The 24038-nt window shown below is 37.3% G+C and carries 18 protein-coding genes; 12 read left to right on the top strand and 6 right to left on the bottom strand.

Annotated features, from left to right (window positions below; translation table 11 throughout):
* Positions 1-64: 64 nt before the first annotated feature.
* A complete protein-coding gene (locus ACFSKV_RS02640; RefSeq protein ID WP_380800153.1) occupies positions 65-829 on the top strand; it encodes an alpha/beta fold hydrolase in 765 nt (254 codons plus the stop codon).
* A 118-nt stretch (positions 830-947) separates the two neighbouring features.
* Here the strand turns inward: ACFSKV_RS02640 and ACFSKV_RS02635 are convergent, their stop codons facing one another.
* On the bottom strand, positions 948-2177 hold the full coding sequence (locus ACFSKV_RS02635) for a VOC family protein (protein WP_380800152.1): 1230 nt from the start codon (positions 2175-2177) through the stop codon (positions 948-950).
* 267 nt (positions 2178-2444) lie between these two features.
* Positions 2445-3872 carry a DASH family cryptochrome gene (locus ACFSKV_RS02630; protein WP_380800151.1) on the bottom strand — a complete coding sequence of 476 codons (1428 nt, stop codon included), beginning with the start codon at positions 3870-3872 and terminating at the stop codon, positions 2445-2447.
* Positions 3873-3969: 97 nt separating this feature from the next.
* Between ACFSKV_RS02630 and ACFSKV_RS02625 the strand changes: the two genes are divergently transcribed.
* From ACFSKV_RS02625 to ACFSKV_RS02600, 6 genes are all read left to right on the top strand, one after another.
* The gene (locus ACFSKV_RS02625) at positions 3970-4527 is read left to right on the top strand and encodes a hypothetical protein (RefSeq protein ID WP_380800149.1); all 558 of its coding nucleotides are present in this window, start codon (positions 3970-3972) and stop codon (positions 4525-4527) included.
* Positions 4528-4736: 209 nt separating this feature from the next.
* On the top strand, positions 4737-5771 hold the full coding sequence (locus ACFSKV_RS02620) for a hypothetical protein (protein WP_380800148.1): 1035 nt from the start codon (positions 4737-4739) through the stop codon (positions 5769-5771).
* Positions 5772-5883: 112 nt separating this feature from the next.
* Positions 5884-6822: a polysaccharide deacetylase family protein gene (locus tag ACFSKV_RS02615; RefSeq protein WP_380800147.1), complete on the top strand. Its 939-nt coding sequence runs from the start codon at positions 5884-5886 to the stop codon at positions 6820-6822.
* Positions 6823-6850: 28 nt separating this feature from the next.
* Positions 6851-7432, top strand: a complete 582-nt coding sequence (locus tag ACFSKV_RS02610) for a hypothetical protein (protein ID WP_380800146.1) — start codon at positions 6851-6853, stop codon at positions 7430-7432.
* A gap of 170 nt (positions 7433-7602) precedes the next feature.
* On the top strand, positions 7603-10005 hold the full coding sequence (locus tag ACFSKV_RS02605; protein ID WP_380800145.1) for an alpha-L-rhamnosidase-related protein: 2403 nt from the start codon (positions 7603-7605) through the stop codon (positions 10003-10005).
* Between the two features lie 82 nt (positions 10006-10087).
* Positions 10088-10597 (top strand): hypothetical protein, encoded by a 510-nt coding sequence (locus tag ACFSKV_RS02600; RefSeq protein ID WP_380800143.1) that lies wholly within the window; start codon positions 10088-10090, stop codon positions 10595-10597.
* Position 10598: 1 nt separating this feature from the next.
* Here the strand turns inward: ACFSKV_RS02600 and ACFSKV_RS02595 are convergent, their stop codons facing one another.
* The 4 genes from ACFSKV_RS02595 to polA form a co-directional block, all read right to left on the bottom strand.
* On the bottom strand, positions 10599-12815 hold the full coding sequence (locus ACFSKV_RS02595) for a DUF5916 domain-containing protein (RefSeq protein WP_380800142.1): 2217 nt from the start codon (positions 12813-12815) through the stop codon (positions 10599-10601).
* Positions 12816-12933: 118 nt separating this feature from the next.
* Positions 12934-13356 carry a secondary thiamine-phosphate synthase enzyme YjbQ gene (locus ACFSKV_RS02590; protein WP_380800141.1) on the bottom strand — a complete coding sequence of 141 codons (423 nt, stop codon included), beginning with the start codon at positions 13354-13356 and terminating at the stop codon, positions 12934-12936.
* Position 13357: 1 nt separating this feature from the next.
* Positions 13358-14737 carry a DNA repair protein RadA gene (gene radA / locus ACFSKV_RS02585; RefSeq protein WP_380800285.1) on the bottom strand — a complete coding sequence of 460 codons (1380 nt, stop codon included), beginning with the start codon at positions 14735-14737 and terminating at the stop codon, positions 13358-13360.
* Positions 14738-14759: 22 nt separating this feature from the next.
* A complete protein-coding gene (gene polA, locus ACFSKV_RS02580; RefSeq protein ID WP_380800139.1) occupies positions 14760-17570 on the bottom strand; it encodes a DNA polymerase I in 2811 nt (936 codons plus the stop codon).
* 182 nt (positions 17571-17752) lie between these two features.
* On the opposite strand from polA, the gene ACFSKV_RS02575 reads away from it, so the two are divergent.
* The 5 genes from ACFSKV_RS02575 to ACFSKV_RS02555 all read left to right on the top strand — a co-directional run bounded on the left by ACFSKV_RS02575 (position 17753) and on the right by ACFSKV_RS02555 (position 23271).
* On the top strand, positions 17753-18322 hold the full coding sequence (locus ACFSKV_RS02575) for a non-canonical purine NTP diphosphatase (RefSeq protein WP_380800137.1): 570 nt from the start codon (positions 17753-17755) through the stop codon (positions 18320-18322).
* Between the two features lie 19 nt (positions 18323-18341).
* Positions 18342-18959: a uridine kinase family protein gene (locus ACFSKV_RS02570; protein WP_380800136.1), complete on the top strand. Its 618-nt coding sequence runs from the start codon at positions 18342-18344 to the stop codon at positions 18957-18959.
* 97 nt (positions 18960-19056) lie between these two features.
* Positions 19057-19422 (top strand): hypothetical protein, encoded by a 366-nt coding sequence (locus ACFSKV_RS02565; RefSeq protein ID WP_380800135.1) that lies wholly within the window; start codon positions 19057-19059, stop codon positions 19420-19422.
* Positions 19423-19494: 72 nt separating this feature from the next.
* Entirely contained in the window at positions 19495-22455 is a 2961-nt protein-coding gene (gene secDF, locus ACFSKV_RS02560; RefSeq protein ID WP_380800133.1) for a protein translocase subunit SecDF, read from the top strand.
* 141 nt (positions 22456-22596) lie between these two features.
* A complete protein-coding gene (locus tag ACFSKV_RS02555) occupies positions 22597-23271 on the top strand; it encodes a hypothetical protein (RefSeq protein WP_380800132.1) in 675 nt (224 codons plus the stop codon).
* The last annotated feature ends 767 nt before the right edge of the window (positions 23272-24038 follow it).

Here is a 24038-nt window from a genome sequence, read left to right as displayed (position 1 = left end):
TGTTGAATATCAGCAAGGCTTTTTCAATTTTTGAATGTTTGTTATACACCAAATACCCATCATCATGATTGCATATACCCAACAAGGCTCAGGTCCAGCACTGATTTTGATCCATGGATTCTGTGAATCAAAAGAAATGTGGAAAACTTTTGCCGCGGACTTATCGACAAACCATACGGTTTACTGTCCTGATCTTCCGGGTTTTGGAGAAAGTCCTTTGGCTGACCATCATATTTCTATGGAAAAAGCAGCCGTATCTCTTCAGGAGTGGATAGAGGAGCAAGGTATTTCAAATCCGATTGTTATTGGACATTCTTTAGGGGGGTATGTTACATTGGCTTTGGCCGAATTGATGGATCATGGATTAAAAGCCATAGGACTTTTCCATTCCACAGCTTTTCCCGATGATGAGGAAAAAAAACATAACCGTAACAAGACCATAGAATTTATCAAAAAGCATGGTGTGGATAAGTTTGTAGAGTCCTTTGTACCTCCATTGTTTTCAGAACAGCATAGAGCCGAACAAAATGGTCAGATAGCTGAATTGATCCAATTCGGTAAAAAGAGCTCCAAAAATGGCATGATTACCTTCACAGCTGCCATGAGAGACCGAAAGGATCGTTTTGAATTGTGGAAAACTTTTCCTTTTCCCAAATTGATGATTGCAGGGGAATTGGATACTGCTGTCAAAATTGAAGCCAGTAGAAAACATCAACCCTATGCCATGCATTACCATGAACTCATAGGAACAGGCCACATGGGGATGTTTGAGGAAACAGACACGACCTTACAAATAATTAAGAATTTTTTAAAGGATGTTGAAAAGTAGAAATAAGGAAGAATTTGAAAGGCGGATTCGGATATGAACTATAGTTCGAAGTTGCCGTTTTGAAGTTCAATTCACATTCTACCAGTTGAATGATATTCTTAACAAATCAATCTAAACTCTAATCAGGTTTATTTATAATTTCATTTATCCTTTTGTTGTCTTGATGATCAAGGAATCGGTTAAACTCTAGAAAGTATTTACCAGGATCCTGGCCTACAAAAGCTTTATAGCGATCCTCTTTACCGGTATACATATCTTGATGTAAGGAAAATGGTTGATGTTGCTGAACATATCCATACCAAGCTTCAAGATCCCTGATGATAAAAGAAACACTGCTTCCCTTTTTTTCAGTAAAAGTATTCATTCCTCTCCTGCCATCTACCAAACCCAGATAACTTGATCCGGAAACCTGATATACTTTTGCCCAGCCCTGATCAACAATCTCCCTGAAACCGATTTTTTCTTTATAGAAGTTTTCTGCGCCCAGCATATCTTCATAATAGAGCCAGGTAACAGCACCATAGAACCCTTCCTTTTTAGACCACTTATCTGTAGCACCGCTGATGGCGTCGTACTTTGGCAATAAAGGCATAAGTTTTTCATTTTCGGGATGTTGCTTGAACATCTCAAATTCGAGCAAATAGCCTTCGGGATCTATAGCCACAAAACCATCATGGGCATTATTTTCTCTGGGTTTATATTCATATTTGATGGGAATGTTCTTCTCTTTTAAGTAGGAATACCACTCGGAAAGATGGTTGGTGAGAAGGGCCAAAGCTACTGATTTGGGTTCACCGGCTTTATGTCTTCCCACTGAAGCATCTACTAAGGTAAGCCATGCATCCTTGGTTATTTTTACTGTTACTGCAAAACCATAATCCGAAAGGATTTCCAAACCCAAGGTTTGATGGTAAAAGTCCTTAGCGCGATCGAGGTCTTTGTAATAGAAAAAAATATTGGTCCCCTGAATTTCAAAATCAACTAACGTCCTGAAATCAGAATTTTTTGCCAATAATTCATTGATAAAGTGTGGTGGATAACCTAATAACCTACCAAATCTTCTCGCTTCTTCCTCTCCATTTTGACCGGATTGAATTGTTTTTTTGAGATCCCGATAGGCCTTAATAGCATCTGGCCGATGAAAGATCAGAACTTCTTTCCCCTCTGCAATATCTGAGGGAAACAATTGTGTTTTAACTAAATCCGTTTCCCGGAAAACCTCTATTCCGTAGTAACTTGAAATAATTTTGGCTTCATCCCAAAGTTTATCCACCTCTTCTTTGACCATGGGTTCACTTAATGCCAAAGGTTTCACATCTGCTGCCACCATTTCTGCAAAGGCCTTCATTTGACCGATTTGTATATTTTTTGCGTTGTCAGTAGTCTGTGAACATCCAATTAAAAAAAAACATAGAAGTAGGATCCAAAGAAAGGCTCTCATATTTAAAGCATTAAAATTTCTATTAAATATAATCAAAATCAAGCAATTCATGCTGGCCTTGACCTTTTCAAAATTGTGTATGATTTAGGTATTTTCCATAACCTAGGACAACTAGGAAAAAATAAGCTCAACCAAGCTATCCATTGTAAATCAAAAAATGATCCTAATAAAATATCAAATCCAAGCTTTGTATTTAACCATTGGATGTGGATAAGTTATACCCAGTGTAACTTCGTATTCTTTTAATTTTGATGTGGATATTTCAAATGGCTGATGGATATCAAAACCAGGGATATTTGCAATTTCATGAATCCAATGGCGGACATATTCCCCTTTTTTATCATAATTCTGTGCTTGTCTCAAAATGTTGAAATAGCGGTTTTCTCTAGGGTCATTACCCACTCCGGCCACGTACAACCAATTCCCCCAATTGCTGCAGACATCATAATCTATCAACATGCTTTCAAAATAAATGGCGCCCCAGCGCCAATCAATATTGAGATCATTGACCAAAAATGAGGCTACATTCTGTCTACCACGGTTGGACATAAAGCCCGTTTCATTGAGTTCCCTCATATTGGCATCCACAAAAGGAATTCCTGTCTCCCCATTTGCCCATTTCCAGAAAAATGTTTCATTTCTGCTCCACTTATCCACAATGTTTTTTATTCCTCCCAATTTAAAGACTTTATTGCCGTGCTTTTTACAAATAAATCTAAAATAATCCCTCCAAATCAACTCAAAAATAAGCCAATAGGTTGATTGGTTCTTCTTCCGTTCTTTTTCATAGCGAAGGATTTCCCCATATATAAACCTTGGACTTAGACATCCTAATGCAAGCCAAGGGGAAAACTTGCTACTGTAGTCTTCACCGAGAAGCCCGTTACGGGTTTCTTTGTAAACTTTTAATTTATCCCTTTCCCAAAAATAAACTTGAAGTCGCTTGATGCCCTCTTCTTCACCACCCTTAAATTCCAATACTGACTTCGCAGACAGGTCAGGATCCTTCAATCCTAATGTGGATAACTCAGGGAAATTTCCAATATTACAGTTTAAATCAGGGAAATTGATAAAATTTGGAATAGGTAAGGTCTTTTGTATTTTGGAGAATTTTTCACATTCTTTCCGAAATTGGGTAAAAACTTCCGGTAATTGACTGATTGGAAAAGGTAAGTCCTGAATGTGGAAAAGTGTACTATGCCAAAAAGATTCAGTCTGGATTCCATGCTTCCAAAGATTTCTCTCTAGCAATTTTTCTACCCTAGTTTCTTCCTCAGTCACCTCTTCAGCGTAAAAAATAGCTTCTACCTGATTATTCAACGCAAATTCAACCAAAGCTTCCTCAGGCTTTCCTTGAAGAATAACCAAGTTCCCACCAAGTTTTTGGAGTGTAGCACTAAGGTTATCCACAGCCTCTTTTAAAAATTTGGCCCTGTAATTCCCAGTCTTGTTCAATCCAAAGGGTAATTTCCCAAATTGACGTGGATCTATACAATATACAGGAATAACTTCTTCAGATTTTTCAGTAGCAGAAAATAGGGGTGCATGGTCATGCACCCTTAAATCATTCCTAAACCAAACTACAACTCTCTTGAATTTCATTATAAATCAAACAGCCTGTTAAATAAAAGTGTTTGATAAAAACCTTTATTTGTGGTTTATTCGGCCTTCTTTTATTTAATCTCCAATTCTTAATTACATGAAAAAATTCCTACTATTTGTTTTTTTACTTGCCAGTTTGCAGATTTCTGCTCAAGAAAAACCTGGAAATCAACAATTTTGGGAAAATTTGAAAAAACATTGTGGAAAGGCCTATGAGGGAGAAAATTTAACTCCATCTGAAAATGACCCTTTCTCAGGAAAAAAATTGGTTATGCATGTAGTGGATTGTGGGGAAGATTTTATCCACATTCCATTTTTTGTTGGGGATGACAAATCCAGAACTTGGGTTTTGACCATGGAAAATGAACTAATTAAACTTAAACATGACCATAGGCATGAAGACGGTTCTGAAGATAAAATAACCCAATACGGAGGTATAGCTTCAAATACAGGGATGGCCGGAATTCAAGTTTTCCCTTCGGACCAGGAAACAGCTGATCTGATTCCATATGCTTCTAATAATGTTTGGTGGATAACGCTGGACGAAACTTCATTTACTTACAACCTTAGGAGAATTGGCTCAGATCGTTTTTTTTCAGTTAAATTTGACCTAACCAAAGAGGTGGAAAGCCCAGGTCCAGCTTGGGGATGGTGATCCATTTGGCCTACACCCATTTACCAATCATCTAGGTACTTAAATCCATGAATGTTTTCCCTTTACATTTTTTCAAAAAAGTTATCCACAGAAATCCTTGATGGAAAAATAGGAAAATAAAGAAATGCAGTGACTTTTATTTCTTTGTTTAAGGAACTGCGTATCTTTAATTAATGGAAGTCATTGCAGAAATAAAAAAAATTTGCTTCTTGATAGTAGTTATACTATTACCAAATCTTGCCCTTGCACAAGATTCGCAACTTTTTGAAAATGATGATGTCTTAGAGATTACACTTTCGGGGGACTTAGATGGACTTTTTAAAAACCGGTCCGGAGAAGCCAAATATTTTGAACTCAATCTTATTTACCAAGACTCTGAAAATCAAAGGATTAATATCCCCTTAAAAGGTAGAACAAGAGGAAAATTCAGAAGAAAAACAGGAATTTGTAAATACCCACCAATTCTACTGAATTTTAACAAAGAAGGTGTAAAAAATACCCTTTTTGAAGGACAGGACAAATTGAAACTGGTAATGCCATGCAAGGGTGACAAGTATGTTTTAAATGAATATTTTACCTATAAAATATATAACCTGCTTACGGATTATAGTTTCCGGGTAAGGCTTCTGAAAGTAAATCTTGAGGATTCAGACCCTAAATCCAAAAAAGAAGAAATTTTTTATGCTTTTGTTTTGGAGGAAGAAGAACAAATGGCTGAACGCAATAACATGGTTGCCTTAGGACAGGACCTAATCAGACCAAACGATCTCTATCCAGCAGAATTTTTAAAAATGACCCTGTTTCAGTTTTTAATAGGAAATACAGATTGGTCAGTGCAGTACAGACAAAATATTAAGCTTCTAAAAAATGAGTCAAATGGCCTAATGATAGGAGTTCCCTATGATTTTGACCATGCCGGAATAGTTTCTGCACCATACGCAAAGCCTGCAGAAGAATTGTTGCTTCGCGACACCAAAGAAAGAAGGTACAGGGGGTATTGTATACCGAACATGGCTTCATTTGACGAAGTTTTTGCATTTTTTAATGATAAAAAAGAAGATATTTATGCTATTTATACAAAAAATTCATTTTTGGAAGAAAGCTACATTAAATCTACCATAAAATTCCTGGATGAATTTTACAAAACCATCAATAATCCGAAATACGCCCAAACAGCAATGCAATATCCTTGTGATCCTGACGGTACAGGAAATGTTGTCATCAAAGGTCTTAGAGAAAATTAGCTTAGAATTAACTTTTAATATTATTCTTATTCAATGAAATAAATACAATAATTCATATAATAGCTAATCGTTTATACTTTAGAAAAACCAAAAAATATTACCTAAAAATAAGATGAGAAAGTTATCCACATTGATCCTTCTGATAATTTGTACAAGCACATTTGCACAAGAAAAAAGCTTGGCAGAAAAACTGGGATACAGTAAAACCGATAAGCTGCTCATAGTCCATGCAGACGATATCGGAATGGCACATTCAGAGAACATTGCAACTATAAGTGCCCTTAAAAATGGGATTGTCAATTCCACCAGTATTATGATGCCATGCGCTTGGTCTACTGAAGTGGGCAAATTGATCAAGGATATGCCGGATTTGGATATTGGGATACATATTACTCTAACAAATGAGTGGCATACCTACAAATATGCACCAATTGCCTCCAAATCAGAAGTTCCAGGATTGGTTGGCCCTGACGGCTTTATGTATAAAGACTGTGCTTCGGTTGCTCAGAATGCAAGCCCTGAAGAAGTGGAAAAAGAAATGAGGGCTCAAATTGAAGCAGCCTTGAAGATCGGAATTAAACCTTCACACCTTGACTCCCACATGGGCTGTGTTTTTTACGGAAGACCGGAATACTTGGCATCCTATATTAAACTCGCCCAGGAATATGGGATTCCTGCAATGTTAAATGGAGAAATAATTGATGGGGTCATAAATCCAAATCCTCAGATATTCAAAGGTATAGATGTGGATAATTTGATTTTGATTGACAGGGTAGCCATTGCCTCTCCCCAACTTTATGATGAATTGGGAATGGAAGCTTTCTATACAGAACTATTGAATGATCTTAAACCGGGAATAACTGTATTATTGAACCACATCGCCTTTGATGATGCAGAAATGCGTGCCATTACTACCGGGTTTACCCATTGGCATGCCAAGTGGAGGCAGGATGATTACAATTTTTTCACCAGTCAAAATGCAAAAGATCTAATTGAAACCAACCAAATTAAATTAATTACGTGGAAAGAAATTGGTAAAGTATCAAAATAAGAATTATTATTATCAAAAATCCAAAATTATGGCTGTTCAACCCAGTTCTTTTAAATTTATTATTATTATCCTAATACTTACGGCTTCTTTTATTTCTTGTAGCAGTCCTAATTGTTCTGACACCTTATATGACGTAACATCTGTGGAACTTACACCTAGAACATGGGATTTAAGTTCAAATGGAAACTCTCCCTGGGATAATTCAGCTGGGTTACCAGTGACTAGGCTATTGGTTAGAATAGATATGGATAAATCTTACAAAAGCATCCCAGATTTGGATTCTGATTGTTTTCCTAAATTTAGAATTGAAAATAAAGCAAAAAGTATTAAAATATTCAGCAATCAAAGCTTCAGCTCCACTTTACCCGCAGGACAGGATTTATCCTCAATCTGTGCATTTACCTTCAATCCCGGAAATTTTATTAGTACTGAAGATTTTCTCAACAGTTATTTTAATGAATCCAACTTTACCACATTTTATTTTGTATTTAACCAAAATCCCCAGCTTGAAGCAACCCACTTAATTAGGATGGTGGTGGATTTTGAAGATGGCTCACAATTAGAAACTTTACCTATAGAAGTTCTGATTAAACCAATTGAGACCGATTGATAAAATAAATTGATAAAAATAGAAACTGACTTGCCACCAACCGGTGAGTCAGTTTTTTTTAAGCTCATAAACTTAACTTGAATCTATTTTGATTTTTAAGCCATTGATCTCTGGGCTTTATTGAAAAAGGAATCTATCTTTAATAATATCAAGATTCCAAACCAAGTATTATGAGAAAAATATATTTCTTAAATCTATTTTTTATCCTTTTGGTAAGCGCTTGTAGAAAAGAAAGTGTTGATTCAGATTTCACATCTTTTATTCAAGATGTAAAGGGTCTTTCAGGAAAACCAGATTACCTATCAAGCCCATTTGTCACAGCGGGAGATAGGGTTTATATGGTAGGCCATCAAGATGGCAGTTTCCCTGACTTGGGATGGCATGTACCTGGTGAAATGGGAGGTATATGGAATCACCCTATCAAATTAATGGATGGCTTTACAGCAGCTTTAATGACGAAAGAAGGTGCATTCTGTCTGGATAAAGCAGATGAATTCATCAATCTCCCTTTCGCCAATTTGCAGGAGTTCAAGAATTCAGTTCCTGGAATCCATATTCAAAGATTCCAATTTGTCCCAGAAGGACAAGAAGGAATGGTCATTGAATTTTTATTTACTAATACGGATAAATCCAAAAAATCATTTGAGTTTGAATTTACAGGCCATACAGAATTGATGCCTGTTTGGCTAGGAGAGGAAGCAGGAATGATAGATCATATTGACCAATTATTTTATGATGATTCAAGAAATGCCTGGAGAGGGGAGGACGATGGAAATGATTGGTATGTTTTGTTCGGATCAGATCAAAAAGCCCAAAAATCTGAAGATACCTCCATTATTTGCAATTATACCCCTCAAGGAAATGGAAAAACAGGTAGGCTTACCTATGAACTTACCCTTCCGGAAAATGGATCTACATCTATTCGCATTTTTATTGCCGGCTCCTATTTGAATCAAAATGAAGTTGAAAAAAACTTCGATTTACTGGTTAATCAAGCAGAAAATTTCCTGCAGGAAAAAAGAAAACATTATGAGCAAATTGCCTCAATGGCAAGATTATCCATTGATGACAAAGAATTACAAACTGCTTTTGAATGGGTAAAATACAATACAGAATGGTTGGTCAGAGAAGTTCCCGAAATAGGTAGAGGCCTTGGGGCGGGCATGCCTGATTACCCTTGGTGGTTTGGTGTAGATAATGAATATACCCTCAAGGGGGCAATTGCAACTGGGAGAAAGGACTTGGTTTATCAAACAATTGAACTTATTCACAATCTTTCCAAAGCCAATAAAAATGGAAGAATCATCCATGAAGTCAGTACAAATGGGATAATTTTCAATCCTGGAAATATTAACGAAACACCCCAATTTGCTTCTCTGATATGGTGGGTTTACCAATGGACTGGGGATAAAGAATTTTTATCAAAGTATTATCCTACCATCATGGAAGGACTAAAATGGCTAATGGAAGAAAATGATAAGGATAACAATTTATTCCCCGATGGTTACGGCATGATGGAAATCCATGGTCTTGAATCAGAAATGATTGATGTGGCAGCTTATACCCAAAAAGCTTTTGAAGATGCTGGAAAAATGGCTTTGGTAATGGGAGATCAAGAACTTTCTGAAAGTTATCAACAAAAGGCAGAATGGCTAAAAGAAAAAATAAATAATGACTTTTGGGTGGAAGAATTCAACTCTTTTGCAGATTTTATTGGAACAACTTCCGAAGCCCTACATTTAATTGATGCTGCCATAATTAGGGCAGACACCCTAAATAAACCCTGGGCAGTTGAGGAATTAAAAACAACTAAAAAAAAGTTATCCACATACCCTGAAAACCAAAAACAAGGCTTTGTTATTTTCCATAATTGGGTGGTGAATACTCCAATGGAAATGAAAATTGCTGACCCTGAAAAAGCCATCAAAGCCTTGGACAAAGCAAATAGATTTGTAAATCCATTTGGTGTTTTTGTAACAGGCATTGACAGGGATCAATCTTCTGAAAATGATGATGGATCCTTTTCCGGAAGCAAGGTTTTCTCTTATACAGGAGCAGTAATGACTTTACCAACAGGTGTACAAGCTATTGCAGAAAACAATTATGGAAGACCGGACGAAGCATTGGAATATCTTAAAAGAATGACCCGCTCGTTTAGCTTTGCTTTACCGGGCTCAATTTATGAGGTTTCACCAGATTATGGTATGATGACCCAAGCATGGAATCTTTATGCCTATGCTGTTCCTATCATCACCCAATTTTTTGGAATTCAGCCGGAGGCTTATAGCAAAGTTATCCACATTCAACCTATGCTACCTAAATCTTGGCAAAATTCTAAATTAGAAAATGTGCATGTTGGAGATAATATAATAGATCTTTCATATGCAAATTCAGAAGCTGGATTTACTGCCCAGATCAACCAGATTAGAGATGATTGGAAAATACATTTTAAAATACCAAAGAAGGGTTTTACTCAGGCTTCTATCAATGGAAACATCGTAGAATTTGGGGAAGATGATTGGATAGAGATTTTTCTTAATGAAAAATCAAATAAGGTTGAATTGATAAAATAATTACAAGAATCTTTATTGTATTGAAAGTTTTGTTTTCGAAACCTTATTTTTGCAAATCTTTGTTCTAAGAAGAGATAACCCTATGAAAGTTCCGAAATTTCCTTTTTTATTTTTCCAAATGCCGTTTTGGGATAGGATTATTGAAATCCTAGGCTTTTCTGCATTGATTATTTTATGGGTAATGACTTATCATTTCCAGCAAGTAGGTGCTGAATTGATGCCTGAAGGTTATGATTTTTTTAAGAATCCAAGCGAATATTGGGCTAGCAAAATGACTTACACCATTCCCATTATTGCCACCATACTTTATGTCGGCATCACTGCATATAACACCAAAAAGAAATATACCGATTATCCTATCAGTGATGACCCTAAAAAAGCAGAAAAATTGTCTCAGATCAATCAGAAGCTTTGGAGGTGGCTTAAATTCATGCTGATTTTAATATTCCTGTTAATTGAGTATTTCTCTTTTCACAGTGGTTCCGGTTTTGGAACAGGGATTCCAAATTGGTTTATGGTAGCCTTTCCTTTGATGCTTTTTGGCCCTGTGATTTATTTTTTTATTGAATTCTCTCAGAACCAGCTGGATTGAACTAAATATTAAACCAATAATTGAGTTTCATGATTAAAGCCCTTTGCTTTGGCATAAAAGTAGAAGGAAAATAGTTGTCTGTATAAACAACAAAAAAGTCTGAAACAGGAGCATAACGCCATTGAAGTCTGGTATTGATATTCAGGTTATCAATTTGATTATTATATTGAATAAATGTGGTCCAGAATAAACTTTTTGTAAAAGTTAAATCAACCCTTGGTCCGATAAGAAACAGATTGGCTGAATTTTGGGGTTCAGGCAAATTGATATTGTTATAGCTGAAATTCATGGAAATATTCGCAAGATATCCCATTCTATAATTCATAGTCCCACCAATTGATTTAATGTTTCCTGTAAAATACTCACCAAAATCGCCCCTAAGGGTAAGATATAGTGTCTTTCTTGCATTGCCCAAATATCTGAATCCAATGAAAGTATTTCTGTAATCTGTACCGCTTTCAAGTGGAATACCACCAGTTCTCGTAGGGTCAAAAGGTGCAAAAAGATAGGTGTACCTGTTGTTTAAATTAATAGTCAATCGGGAAAGGGATTGAAACTGGGCAGTATAATAAGCAGAATGCAATTCATCTGTAATTCCCAAAGTTTCATTCCACAAAACTTCCGTTTCAACCCCTGGTCCATGTCGGTTAATAAACCTTGAACTTGGAAAGAAAAGATATTCGTATTTCCCGGCTATTCTTTGATAATCTCTTCGAGGAGTAAAACCAACTTCCGGATTGAAATTCTCTCCAATATTCGTATACGCAAGACTGGCCGTTATATGGATATCGTTATAATTCAATTGGCCGTGTACTGCCATTGAATTTTCGGGATCTTCATATTCAAAGGTTTGGTGATAGAAGAATTTACCGGTCCATCTGTTGTCTTTAGAAGCCAAATTATAATCCAAACCTATCAATCTATTATACTCAGTGGGATTAAATAAAGGTAGGTTACCTTCCGAATTTAATGTTTCCCGGTCAATAAAAATAAGCCCTACATTGGATCGTGTAAACACTTTTTTTTGCACGGCAGCCACGGTAAAGTTCTTCCCTGTAATACCTCTTGAATCATCTGTGGCTGTTTGCATGTTCATCAGGCCTATTCTCCAATCTTCATTTAACTTCCCACTTAATCTACCCCCAAAAAGAATTTGATTTTGAACATTTTGACCAGTGGTTTCATCCCTATCTACTCCAATTCTTCTTGAAAAAAATGGCCTTACATTTAAAGTTCCAAAATCCGCAAAGAGATCTGCATTTTCTAAAAAAAACTGCCTCCTCTCCGGAAAGAAAATTTCAAAACGGTCCAGGTTGGTCACTTGTTCATCCACTTCTACCTGGGAAAAATCAGGGTTAATGGTCACATCCAAATTTAATGCTGGCCCAACACTTATTTTGGCATCTCCTCCAAATGAGGGTTTAACCGGATTGGAAGTCCCTTCGATGAAGTTTTTATCTGTGGCAATAGCAGCATAAGGAATTAAGGAAAGATTTGCTCCTTCTTTCCTAAGAGGCTCAGTAAAAATCAGCTTTCTGGAAAAAGCCAAAGCAATTACAGAAAAATTTCGGGGAATAGGCGTCCAAGTACTACGCTCATTGTATTTACTGTCTATTCTATAAAAATTGACATTCCAATTGGAGGCACCGTCATTATACCTCAAGGTGGAAAATGGAATAGCAGCTTCAACTATCCAATGGTCTTCATATATTTTTGCCGAGGAATACCACTTATTGTCCCAAGCAAGATTAAGATCTGTCTGAAGCATACCTCCGTTGGCAATCAATGATTCACGCTGTACTCCATAAGGATTGACACCAAATTGAAAGGCATTGGTATTGTCATTGAAGGTATCAAAAACGAAGCTGATCCCATCATTCTGTTCACCCCTATAATCTCTTCTTAAAGAGGTACTGATGTATTTATCCCTTGGCCCGAGATTATACATAACTGCTGCTATGTAGATAAACTTATCATCATAAACAATCCTGACTTTTGATTGTACATTGGCACGGGAAGTATCTGATGGGAAAAATTGATGAAAATCTGTTGCCCAATTTCCTTCCTCCCAGACAGATTCATCCAACACACCATCTAAGGTGATGGGAATGTTTATTTTGTCGGCTATCAATGCAGGATATTTAAAGGCAATATCTTCCTGTTGTGCAGATACAGACCAATAAAATAGAAGTAAGATGATCGAAAATAAGGGCTTCATTCAGGAAATGAAATATTCCCTAAATTAGCCACTTAGCAATGGCTGTTTGCCTTGGAATTATATCAATGGTAAAAATCTCGTTTAATGGTTTCAATTATTATAATGCCACTGAGGTAAACTATACGCCTAAAACCGTAAGTACTAAATTTCTCGGTCCGCCATAATTTCTGAATTCACATAAATAAACACCTTGCCAGGTACCAAGCATTAATTTGCCCCGAGAAATGGGTAGTTGTACACTACTTCCGAAAAAACTGCTTTTGATATGGGCAGGCATATCATCAGGCCCTTCATAATTATGTATAAACTTGGAATATGCATCAGGAATTAAATCATTAATAAAAGTTTCAAAATCTTTCCTTACCGTAGGGTCTGCGTTTTCATTTATGGTAAGGGCAGCAGATGTATGCTGAATAAAAATATGTAAGGTTCCAATCTCAATTTCCTTCAATTCAGGTAACTCCCTTAAAATCGATTCAGTAATTAAATGAAATCCCCTTGGGTAAGATTTCAACAGGATTGATTTTTGAAAACTCTTCATATCAGATTGAAAATAAAACCTGGTACATTTCATCAAGTTTTGTTACAGGGAGAATTTTTATCTTATACTTATCTAAATCCAAACCTTTTACAGCGTATTTTGACACCATAATCCTTTTAAACCCTAATTTTTCAGCCTCAGCAATACGGTTTTCCACTCGGTGAACAGCTCTGATTTCTCCACCCAATCCCACTTCCCCTGCAAAACACAGATCATTTGGAACGGGATTGTCCTCATATGATGAAATCAAGGAAGCGCAAACCGCCAGATCCAAAGCAGGATCATCTACCCTAAGACCACCGGCAACGTTCAGAAAGACGTCTTGTTGACCCAACCTCATGCCTCCCCTTTTTTCCAAAACTGCCAATAACATGTTCAATCTTTTGGCATCAAAACCTGTGCTGCTTCTTTGCGGTGTTCCATAAGTTGCGGGACTGACCAAGGATTGGATTTCAATCAACAAAGGCCTGTTTCCTTCCATCATAGCCCCGATAGCTACCCCATTCAGAATTTCCTCTCTTTGGGTCAACAAAATTTCTGAGGGATTGGAAACTTGTCTTAGCCCTTCAGATCTCATTTCATAAATTCCAAGTTCATTGGTAGACCCAAACCTATTTTTGGAAGTACGCAGGATCCTATAGGACAAATGTCTGTCCCCTTCAAACTGCAATACCGTGTCAACCATATGTTCCAGCACCTTTGGCCCTGCAATAGACCCGTCTTTTGTAATATGACCTATCAAAAATACAGGTGTACCTGTTTCCTTAGCAAAACGCATAAGTTCAGCTGTACATTCCCTAACCTGGGAGACTGAACCTGCTGCAGACTCGACGTATTTGCTATGTAAGGTTTGAATGGAATCGATGACTAAGATCTCTGGGCTCAGAAGATTGATCTGCTCAAAAATATTTTGGGTATTTGTCTCAGAAAGTACATAACAATTATCAGAATGAACATCCATTCTTTCTGCTCTCATTTTGATCTGGGATTCGCTTTCTTCACCTGAAACGTAAAGCACCTTCAATGCAGATAAAGTAAGGGCTATCTGAAGCATCAAGGTAGACTTTCCTATCCCCGGTTCTCCCCCGATCAATACCAACGAACCCTGCACTATTCCTCCTCCCAAAACACGGTCCAGTTCTACATCATTTGTGATGATTCTGGGTTGCTGCTCAAAATCGATTTCTTTTAGTTTTTTTGGCGAAACAACTCTCTTAACTTTTGATAAACCCTCTTTCCAGCCTCCACGACCACTTTCTTCTTTGTGGATAAGCTCCTCTACATAAGTATTCCACTCCCCACAAGAAGGGCATTTACCTATCCATTTTGCACTTTCAGCCCCACAATTTTGACAGAAAAATGAACTTTTTATTTTCGCCATCATCCAATACTTATTACCAAAATTAATGAGCTTCCAACCAATTTTCCCCTACACCTGTCTCTACAACCAAAGGAACTTCTATTTTCACCGCATTTGCCATGAGCTTGGGGATTTCCTTCTTCAAAAGTTCTACCTCTTCTTTATGAGCATCAAAAACAAGTTCATCATGAACCTGAAGAATCATCCTTGATCGAAGATTTTCCTTTTTCATCCAATGATGTACATTGATCATGGCTACTTTTATCAAATCAGCTGCAGAGCCCTGTATAGGAGCATTGATGGCATTTCGTTCAGCAAAACCCCTCATTGTCATATTCCTACTATTGATATCTCTTAAATACCTTCTCCTACCAAGTATTGTTTCTACATATTCATTTTTCCTTGCTTTCTCGATACAGTCATCCATATATGCCTTCACAGCAGGAAACTCTTTGAAATAAGCATCAATTATTTCTTTAGCTTCAGTCCGTGAAATATTCAATCTTTGGGCAAGACCAAATGCTGAAATCCCGTATATGATCCCAAAATTGGCTGTTTTTGCCTTCCGTCTCATATCTGAAGTTACTCCCTCCAAGGGAACCTGGAAAATCTTGGCTGCTGTAGTAGCATGGATATCCCTTCCATTCTTAAAGGCCTCTATCATGGATGCATCCTGTGAAAAAGCCGCCATTATCCTCAGTTCAATCTGTGAATAATCTGCTGCCAAAAGCACATAATCCTTATCCCTGGGAACGAAAGCTTTTCTGATCTCCCGGCCCCGATCAGTTCTTATGGGAATATTCTGAAGATTAGGGTTGATAGAGGAAAGACGGCCTGTTGCGGCTACAAATTGGTTGTAGGTTGTATGGACCCTTCCAGTTTTGGGGTTGATCATTGTAGGCAAAGCATCCACATAAGTTGACTTCAGTTTGACCATCTGTCGGTAATCCAAAATTGCCTGTGCTATTTCATGCTCCCCTGCAAGTCTGCTCAAAACTTCCTCTCCAGTAGCATACTGACCTGTTTTGGTTTTTTTTGCTTTGGGATCCAATTTAAGTTTTAAAAACAAAACATCCCCTAACTGCTTGGGCGATGCAAGGTTAAATTTGACCCCTGCCAACTCATAAACCTGCTTTTCGATTTCCTTGCTTTCCTCATCCAAAATTGTGGATAACTCTGATAAACTATTTGTATCAATCTTTACCCCTTCAAATTCCATTTCTGCAAGAACCTCAATAAGGGGGTTTTCCACCTCATTCAGCAATTTTTCCAAGCCATTGTTCTTGATCAAAGGATCAAATTTTTGCTTGAGTTTCAAGGTAATATCAGCATCCTCAGCAGCATAAGCTACAACCTCATCTACATCCACATCTCTCATGTTACCTTGGTTTTTCCCCTTTTTCCCAATAAGGGACTCGATGGACACCGGTTTATAGTTCAGGTATTGCTGTGCCAACCAATCCATGGAATGTTTTCCTTCAGGTTCAATCAGATAATGGGCAAGCATGGTATCATAAAGCTTACCTTTTACTTCTAATCCATAATTTTTCAACACCAGAATGTCATACTTTACATTCTGTCCAATTTTTGAAATGGATTCATTTCCAAAAACTTTTCGGAATAATTCCAGTTTTTCTTTCGCTTTCATTTGATCACTAGGAAAAGGAATATAAAAAGCTTCTCCAGGTACATATGAAAAAGACAGACCGACCAATTCCGCCTCGTTAGGATTCAACGAGGTGGTTTCAGTGTCAAAACAAAATTCACGCTGCAATTCCAAAAATGAAATCAATTCCCTGATGGCTTCTTCTCCATCCACTTTCTGGTAATCATGGGCAGTGGTTAATATACTGTCGTGCATGACAGGTTCGGGCACGGGACTTTCTTCTATTGCAATTTCTTCCTTTTCCTGGTCAATTCCTGCAAACAATCCCAATTGCTCAGAAACCTTTGCCTGTGGCTTTTTCATCTTTTCCCCAAACACCCTTTGGGTGAGTGTCCGAAATTCCAATTCAGCAAAAATTGCCTTTAATTTTTCCTCATCAGGCCCATCGTACCTCAATGCCACTTCATCAAATTCAACTGGAACATCTGTTTTTATGGTAGCCAACTCTTTGGAAAGCAAACCTTGTTGGGCAAAGTTTTCCACATTTTCTTTCTGCTTACCTTTAAGTTTGTCTGTATTCTTGATCAATTCCTCAACAGTTCCAAACTCTTTAAGTAATTTAACAGCTGTTTTTTCCCCTATTCCAGGAATTCCTGGAATATTATCCACAGCATCCCCCATCAGTCCAAGAATATCCCTTACCTGGTCCACATGTTCAATATCCCATTTTTCACAAACCTCTTTTGGCCCCATGATATCCACACCATTTCCCATAAAAGCGGGTTTATAAAGAAATATATGATCTTCCACAATCTGACCATAATCTTTGTCAGGCGTCATCATGTACACCTCAAAACTGGTTCTTTCTGCTTTTTTTGCAATTGTGCCAATGATATCATCTGCCTCAAATCCGTCCATTTCCAGCACAGGAATATTGAAAGCCTGAACAATTTGCTTAACCCAAGGAGTCCCGAATTCAATATCTTCAGGTTGTTCCTGTCTGTTTGCTTTATATGCCTCAAATTGGGTATGCCGAAATGTCGGGGCTTTTGTATCAAAGGCAACCGCGATATGGGTAGGTTTTTCTTTTTCCAAAACCTCAAGCAAGGTATTGGTAAAGCCGAGCATGATGCCTGTATTTAGACCTTTCGAGTTGATACGCGGGTTTTTACTGAACGCAAAATGGGCCCTGTATATCAAAGCCATTGCATCCAGCAGAAAGAGTTTCTTATCTCCTTTTGAAGACATATGATTCAGTAGTTAATTGGATTTAAACTTAATGGAAATACTTTTTCCGAAGGAGGGCTAAATTACAAATAATAATCAAAAGGAGCGCCTTTAATAAAATTTGTAGTAATCCACAAAAAGCCTCCTGATCAATATGGTAATTTTTGTTTCTTTACGTCATAAAAATTAAATGACTTATCCACATGAAAATCTGCTTCGCCACCAATAACTTAAAAAAAATTGAAGAAGTAAAGGCAGCACTTGGTCAAAATTTTACTATCGTATCCCTGCAGGAAATCGGATGTTTTGAGGAACTACCCGAAACCGGAGATACCCTAATCCACAATGCCTTTGAAAAGGCAAGGTTTGTACATGACAATTATGGAGTTGACTGTTTTGCGGATGACACCGGCCTGGAAGTTGATGCATTAAACGGTGCTCCTGGAGTTTATTCAGGCAGATATGCCGGTGAACCGAGAAGTGATGAAAGGAATATTGGACTTCTATTAAAAAATCTTCAAAATGTGGATAACCGTAAGGCCAGATTCAAAACGGTCATCGCATTGATTTTAAACGGCAAGGAATATGCATTTGAAGGAGTGGCTGAAGGAGAGATTTTAAAAGAAAAAACAGGTTCGGGAGGTTTTGGTTATGATCCGGTTTTTAAACCTTTAGGTTTTGACAGAACATTTGCAGAACTCAGCTTGGAGGAAAAAAATAAAGTCAGCCACCGGGGAAAGGCTGTCAGGGCTTTGGCAAGGTTTCTAAAATAATTTTTTATTTTTGTCACCCATGAAAAAACCGTTATTCGTTGGGATTACAGGAGGCAGTGCTTCAGGAAAAACACTCTTCCTGGACAAATTGCTGCACTCATTTGAACCCGGTCAAGTCTGTTTGATTTCACAGGACAATTACTATAAACCCAGGCACCTACAACCAATAGATGACAAAGGCGTCCACAATTTTGACACCCCTAATTCCATAGATTTCGAACAATATGCAGAAGATATTAGAAAAATAGGTGAAGGAGAAACCGTCTATCGTCAAGAATATACATTCAACAACCCCAATAAGAAACCAAAAATTCTGGAATTTTCACCTTCCCCTGTAGTAGTTGTGGAAGGTATATTTGTACTGTATTATCCTGAATTGGCCAATCTCTTGGATTTAAAGATCTTCATTGATGCCAAAGAATATATCAAGCTAAAAAGAAGGATTGTCAGGGATAAGGTAGAACGTGGATATGACCTGGACGATGTACTTTACCGGTATGAAATGCACGTAATGCCCACTTATGAAAAATATATAGAACCATTTAAACACGATGCAGATTTGATCATACCAAACAATAGAAATTTTGACAGAGCTTTAGAAGTGATAAGAACCTATCTAAAGATCAAAACCGGGTAACTAATTGATTATTAAATCTTTGATTAACCTTAATGGAAACATATATTTTTTAATCATAAAGTGTTTGTATTTATAAAACTTCCTATATTTGCTCCCCGTGAGAAAAAAGGGTAACCATATCGAAATCTGGAAACAACGCGCCTCTTTATTATTGGTCCTGTTTTTTTGTATGCTTATTTCAGGTATTGAGTACCTTCCTCAAGAGATCTCTGATTCAAAAAATCCCAAAAAGGAACTGAACCAAGATGCATCAGATCAAACTGAAAACCAGACTTATTTAAATATTGCGGTAGATGCTGTGGTTCCTTTTGTTGTAGTACTTGGACAACAGGTATTCCATTTAATTTTTGAAAGTATCAAATTTGAAAAACCAAATGAAATTGGACCAGATGTATCTTTACCTTTAAATTTACCTTATTGGGAAATCCTTTTTGAGCAGATCATTTCGACCAATGCTCCCTGATTTTTTTCTTTTTCCGCAAGCTAATCATTAGCATTTATCCATTAATTAAAAATCAATCAAACTTTAAATATCATGCGTAACCAAGGTGTCGTAGTGTTTTTGACTGTGATAATTACAGCATTGTGCCTGTATTATCTGTCATTCACTTTTGTATCAAACAACATCCAAAATAAGGCCATAGAATATGCCACTGATGAGGCAGGAAATGTGGATTTTGGAAAACAACAATCTTATCTGGATTCTATTTACAGAGAACCGGTTTACAATTTCTTAGGGGCAAAATTCACCTATAAGGAAATCAAAGAAACTGAATTAGGGCTTGGACTTGACCTTCAAGGTGGTATGCACGTCACTTTAGAAGTTTCTCCAGTAGAAATTGTAAAAGGCCTTTCCGGAAACAGTAAAGATGTGGCATTCAACACTTCTTTAGATCAGGCAACAGAAGCGAACAAGACCAGCAATGAAAAATTTGTGAATCTATTCTTTTCAGCTTGGCAGCAAAATGCGCCTGGTAGAAAGCTAAGTGAGGTTTTTGCTACCGCCGCAAACAGGGGAAGAATCTCATTGGAATCCTCAGATTCTGATATTTTAGCAATTCTGGATACTGAAGTTGAAAATGCAATTGAACGTTCATTCAATATTCTGAGAACAAGGGTGGACCGTTTCGGAACTTCACAGCCAAACATTCAAAGAATCCAGGGTTCGGGTAGAATTCAAATTGAATTACCAGGTGTCAGCAATGCGGAAAGGGTAAGAAATCTATTGCAGGGAGTTGCAAAACTACAGTTTTGGGAAGTTGCAGAAGTTAACGAATATTTAGCTGAATTAGAGACTGTAAACAATCTTTTGGTAGCTGAAGCCCAGGCTTCTAAAACTGTTGCCTCTACCGAAGAGGAAGTAAAGGAAGAAGATCTGGCTTCCGAATTGGAAAAGCAATTGGCAGAGGGAACCGATTCCTTGGATCTTTCCAGCCAAGTATCTCCCCTATTTTCTTTATTGAAATCAAACCAAGGTTTGGTTTATGAAATCAGAGATACCGTTGCCATTAACAGGATTTTGGCAAGGGAAGATGTAAAATCCCTTCTCCCCAGAAACGTCAAATTCCTATGGGCAGTTAAACCACAGATTATGGACAACATGGAGCTTTTGGAGTTGTTCGGAATCAAATACAGCAGAACAAGTGATCAAGCTCCATTGGAAGGTGATGTTATTACCGATGCAAGACAGACCCTGGATCAGACATCAAGACCAGCTGTGAGCATGCAGATGAATGCTGATGGCGCCAGAAGATGGAGAAAAATCACCTCCGAAAGTATAGGAAGAAGAATTGCAGTTGTATTAGATGATTATGTATACACTGCTCCAGTGGTACAGAGTGAAATTCCATCTGGTCAGTCTGAAATCACAGGAAACTTCACTTTAGAAGAAGCAAAAGACCTAGCCAATATTCTAAAATCAGGGTCTTTGCCAGCTCCAACCAAAATTGTTGAAGAGGCAATTATCGGGCCTACATTGGGTAAGGAAGCACAGCAGCAGGGAATTATTTCTATGGTTGCAGGTTTGGTTTTAGTGGTGTTATTTATGGTGGCATACTATTCTAAAGGTGGTTTTGTGGCCATCGCAGCCTTGGTATTTAACATCTTCTTTATCTTGGGAATTCTTGCCCAATTAGGAGCTGCTTTGACCTTACCAGGTATTGCAGGTATCGTACTTACAATTGGTATGTCCATTGACGCCAATGTCCTGATATTCGAAAGGATCAAAGAGGAGTTGAAAAATGGTGCTGGAATAATAGCAGCTATCAATGAGGGTTATAATAAAGCATTTTCAGCAATTCTTGACTCAAACGTCACCACATTCCTAACCGGCGCCATTCTTTATGCATTAGGCCAAGGTCCGGTCAAAGGTTTTGCCATTGTATTGATGATCGGTATCGCTTCTTCTTTTTTCTCTGCCGTATTTATTACAAGAGTGATCGTCCACTGGATGTCCAAAAAAGGAGATAAGAGTAAAATTTCATTCTCCACACCATTTGCAGGAAACGTATTGAGCAATCTCAACATTGACTTCCTAGGAAAGAGAAAAATTGCATACCTTATTTCCTCATCCATCATAGTAATCGGTCTTGCTATTGCTGCTATCAATGGATTGAAATTTGGCGTAGACTTTACCGGTGGCAGATCTTACATCGTGGAATTTGCAGAACCTGTAACAGCAACTGACTTAAAAGTAGGATTAGATGGTGAATTTGAGGGTTCTGTGGAGGTCAAGACTTATGGTGCCAACAACATCATGAAAGTAACCACCTCCTATCTGATCAATGAAGATGATGATGCTTCTAATGCTGAGGTAGAACAAAAAGTAAAAGAAGGAATAGCTACAATTACTGGTTGGACCTTCACATCAGATGCTGCCAATTTAAAAGATGGACAATTTGCAATTACCGGTTCTTCAAAAGTTGGGGCAACTGTTGCAGATGATATCAAAAAATCATCAGCGGAAGCAATGTTCTTCGCTTTGGTTGCTATATTCTTATATATCTTGTTAAGATTCCGTAAATGGCAGTTCTCTTTGGGTTCCATCATAGCATTGGTCCATGACGTTTTCTTCGTCATTGCAGCCTTTGCCATTGCATCTGCACTCGGGGCAACTTTTGAAATAGACCAGGTATTCATTGCAGCTGTCCTTACAGTAGTCGGTTACTCTATCAATGATACAGTGATTGTATTCGACCGTATCAGGGAAAATATAGAAAATAGAGGGACTTCCAAACTGGTAAAAATGTTTAACGATGCCATTAACCAAACCATGGCCAGAACATTGATTACTTCCTTTACTACTTTAATCGTAGTCTTGGTTCTCTTAATCTTCGGTGGTGAAGTATTGAGAGGATTCTCATTTGCATTACTGATTGGTATTGTGGTTGGAACCTACTCTTCTATTTATATCGCTACTCCTGTAGTGGTTGACCTCATGAAAAAAGAAATCGCCTCTGAAAATCAAAAGGAAATTTCAGGTAAAAAAACAGCCTGATGATATCATAAATTGAAGAAAAAAGGGCCACTTTTTGAATAAGTGGCCCTTTTTTTTGTAGTATTTCTTGAAAAATCCCCTCTACAGGGTATTTTTTGGTTTTTTATTGCTTCCTACCTTTGTATTGGTTAATTAAGGTTCATGTTCGGGAGTATTTATCTTTTAATTATTGCAATCGGTTTGCTTTTTTCTTTATTCCCTTTTCCTAAAAGTAAAGGAATAGAAACCACCGCCCAAAATTGTATTATCGTTATCTTATTTCTCGCTTTAGTAATGGAGTTAGCCGGGGCATATACTGCCTCAAAAGGTATCAATAATTCCCTGCTATATAATTTTGGATGGGTATATGCGGAATCACTCTCATTAATTTTTTATCTATGCCTTCTTGAAGTCAATCGTGCATTCAGAAGAAGAATCGGTTGGATTAGTTTGGGCATAGTATGCTGGGGCTTAGTCAATTCTTTGTTTTTTCAGCCCATTGACTCTGTTTTTCAATATTTCACCTTTTTACCTTTTGCCTTATTGATTGTTTTTTTAGTGTTTAGGTTTATGATCCAGCTGATTCAAATGAAAACTTATGCAGACAGTGATTTGATTCAATTGCCCCATTTTTGGATTTCTTGGGCCATATTGCTGTTTTATATTGAAGCCATTTTGTTGTTTGGGACCTATCAGTTCCATCCAGTTTTTGTCTTGGATCATTTACATTTATTATTTACCATCAACCAGTTGGTTGCAGGCTTGATGTACCTGGTGTTCGGTTTGGCCTTTATGTTGCCCTGGCTATACAGGAAAAGTGTAGCTTTTATTAAATAGCCCTATTTAAGGTTAATAAAACCTTTGACCCAGCCAAAAAAAAACTTTTTGATTACCAGGTATTTTTCATGTATTATTATCCAAGGCAAAAAGATAAAATACTTTGAACTGGGAATTACCTTGGACATTTTACAATTACGTCATTCTATTGTCTTTCGGAATTGGGATAATCCCTTTTTTTATTGACCAAGAAAATAAAAAGGCACACAGGATTTTGTTTTCTGTGATTTTTTTGGGCATGATAACTGAGGCTGTAGGAAGGTATTATGGAAGTAGGGGAATAAATAATTCCTGGATTTTTAACTTGGGCTTTTTGTACTTGGAAACCATTGTGATTTGGTTTTACTTCTTGGCCTTATTCCGGAAGCGGCATTATCAAAAGATTTTCATTTTGGGTATTGTTTTATTTTCTATTTGGTTTGTATTCAACTCCTTCTTCTTACAGGGTTTTTGGGAAACTTTTCAAACCTATACTGTGATTATTTCATCCCTGTCCATCATTTTGTGCTGCCTTTGGTTTTTTTATTCTATTGTAGTAAAGAATTGGTTAAGTGAAAAAAGCTTGCTATGGTTTCCAGCTTTTTGGGTGGTATGCTTTGTGTTATTCTTTTATACTGCCTCCTTCATGTATTTTACCTCTTTCCTGACTTCGACAGTCGTCAGTCCCATTTGATTATAAGTAATTGATATTTAATATTTTGTAATTTTCGGGTTGCTGATTTGGGTGTCCCAGATATGTTTTTTATTATTTTTAGACATGTTTGTAC

The sequence above is a fragment of the Shivajiella indica genome (assembly GCF_042683085.1).
Taxonomy (GTDB): domain Bacteria; phylum Bacteroidota; class Bacteroidia; order Cytophagales; family Cyclobacteriaceae; genus Shivajiella; species Shivajiella indica.
Note: the sequence above shows the minus strand (reverse complement) of the source record. Positions and strands in the feature narration are given on the sequence as shown.

What these genes read in the sequence shown, in the direction of transcription:
- ACFSKV_RS02640 (WP_380800153.1), top strand. Translation starts at nt 65, where the DNA reads ATGATTGCATATACCCAACAAGGCTCAGGTCCAGCACTGATTTTGATC.
- ACFSKV_RS02635 (WP_380800152.1), bottom strand. Translation starts at nt 2,177, where the DNA reads ATGAAGGCCTTTGCAGAAATGGTGGCAGCAGATGTGAAACCTTTGGCA.
- ACFSKV_RS02630 (WP_380800151.1), bottom strand. Translation starts at nt 3,872, where the DNA reads ATGAAATTCAAGAGAGTTGTAGTTTGGTTTAGGAATGATTTAAGGGTG.
- ACFSKV_RS02625 (WP_380800149.1), top strand. Translation starts at nt 3,970, where the DNA reads ATGAAAAAATTCCTACTATTTGTTTTTTTACTTGCCAGTTTGCAGATT.
- ACFSKV_RS02615 (WP_380800147.1), top strand. Translation starts at nt 5,884, where the DNA reads ATGAGAAAGTTATCCACATTGATCCTTCTGATAATTTGTACAAGCACA.
- ACFSKV_RS02610 (WP_380800146.1), top strand. Translation starts at nt 6,851, where the DNA reads ATGGCTGTTCAACCCAGTTCTTTTAAATTTATTATTATTATCCTAATA.
- ACFSKV_RS02605 (WP_380800145.1), top strand. Translation starts at nt 7,603, where the DNA reads ATGAGAAAAATATATTTCTTAAATCTATTTTTTATCCTTTTGGTAAGC.
- ACFSKV_RS02600 (WP_380800143.1), top strand. Translation starts at nt 10,088, where the DNA reads ATGAAAGTTCCGAAATTTCCTTTTTTATTTTTCCAAATGCCGTTTTGG.
- ACFSKV_RS02595 (WP_380800142.1), bottom strand. Translation starts at nt 12,815, where the DNA reads ATGAAGCCCTTATTTTCGATCATCTTACTTCTATTTTATTGGTCTGTA.
- ACFSKV_RS02590 (WP_380800141.1), bottom strand. Translation starts at nt 13,356, where the DNA reads ATGAAGAGTTTTCAAAAATCAATCCTGTTGAAATCTTACCCAAGGGGA.
- radA (WP_380800285.1), bottom strand. Translation starts at nt 14,737, where the DNA reads ATGGCGAAAATAAAAAGTTCATTTTTCTGTCAAAATTGTGGGGCTGAA.
- polA (WP_380800139.1), bottom strand. Translation starts at nt 17,570, where the DNA reads ATGTCTTCAAAAGGAGATAAGAAACTCTTTCTGCTGGATGCAATGGCT.
- ACFSKV_RS02575 (WP_380800137.1), top strand. Translation starts at nt 17,753, where the DNA reads ATGAAAATCTGCTTCGCCACCAATAACTTAAAAAAAATTGAAGAAGTA.
- ACFSKV_RS02570 (WP_380800136.1), top strand. Translation starts at nt 18,342, where the DNA reads ATGAAAAAACCGTTATTCGTTGGGATTACAGGAGGCAGTGCTTCAGGA.
- secDF (WP_380800133.1), top strand. Translation starts at nt 19,495, where the DNA reads ATGCGTAACCAAGGTGTCGTAGTGTTTTTGACTGTGATAATTACAGCA.
- ACFSKV_RS02555 (WP_380800132.1), top strand. Translation starts at nt 22,597, where the DNA reads ATGTTCGGGAGTATTTATCTTTTAATTATTGCAATCGGTTTGCTTTTT.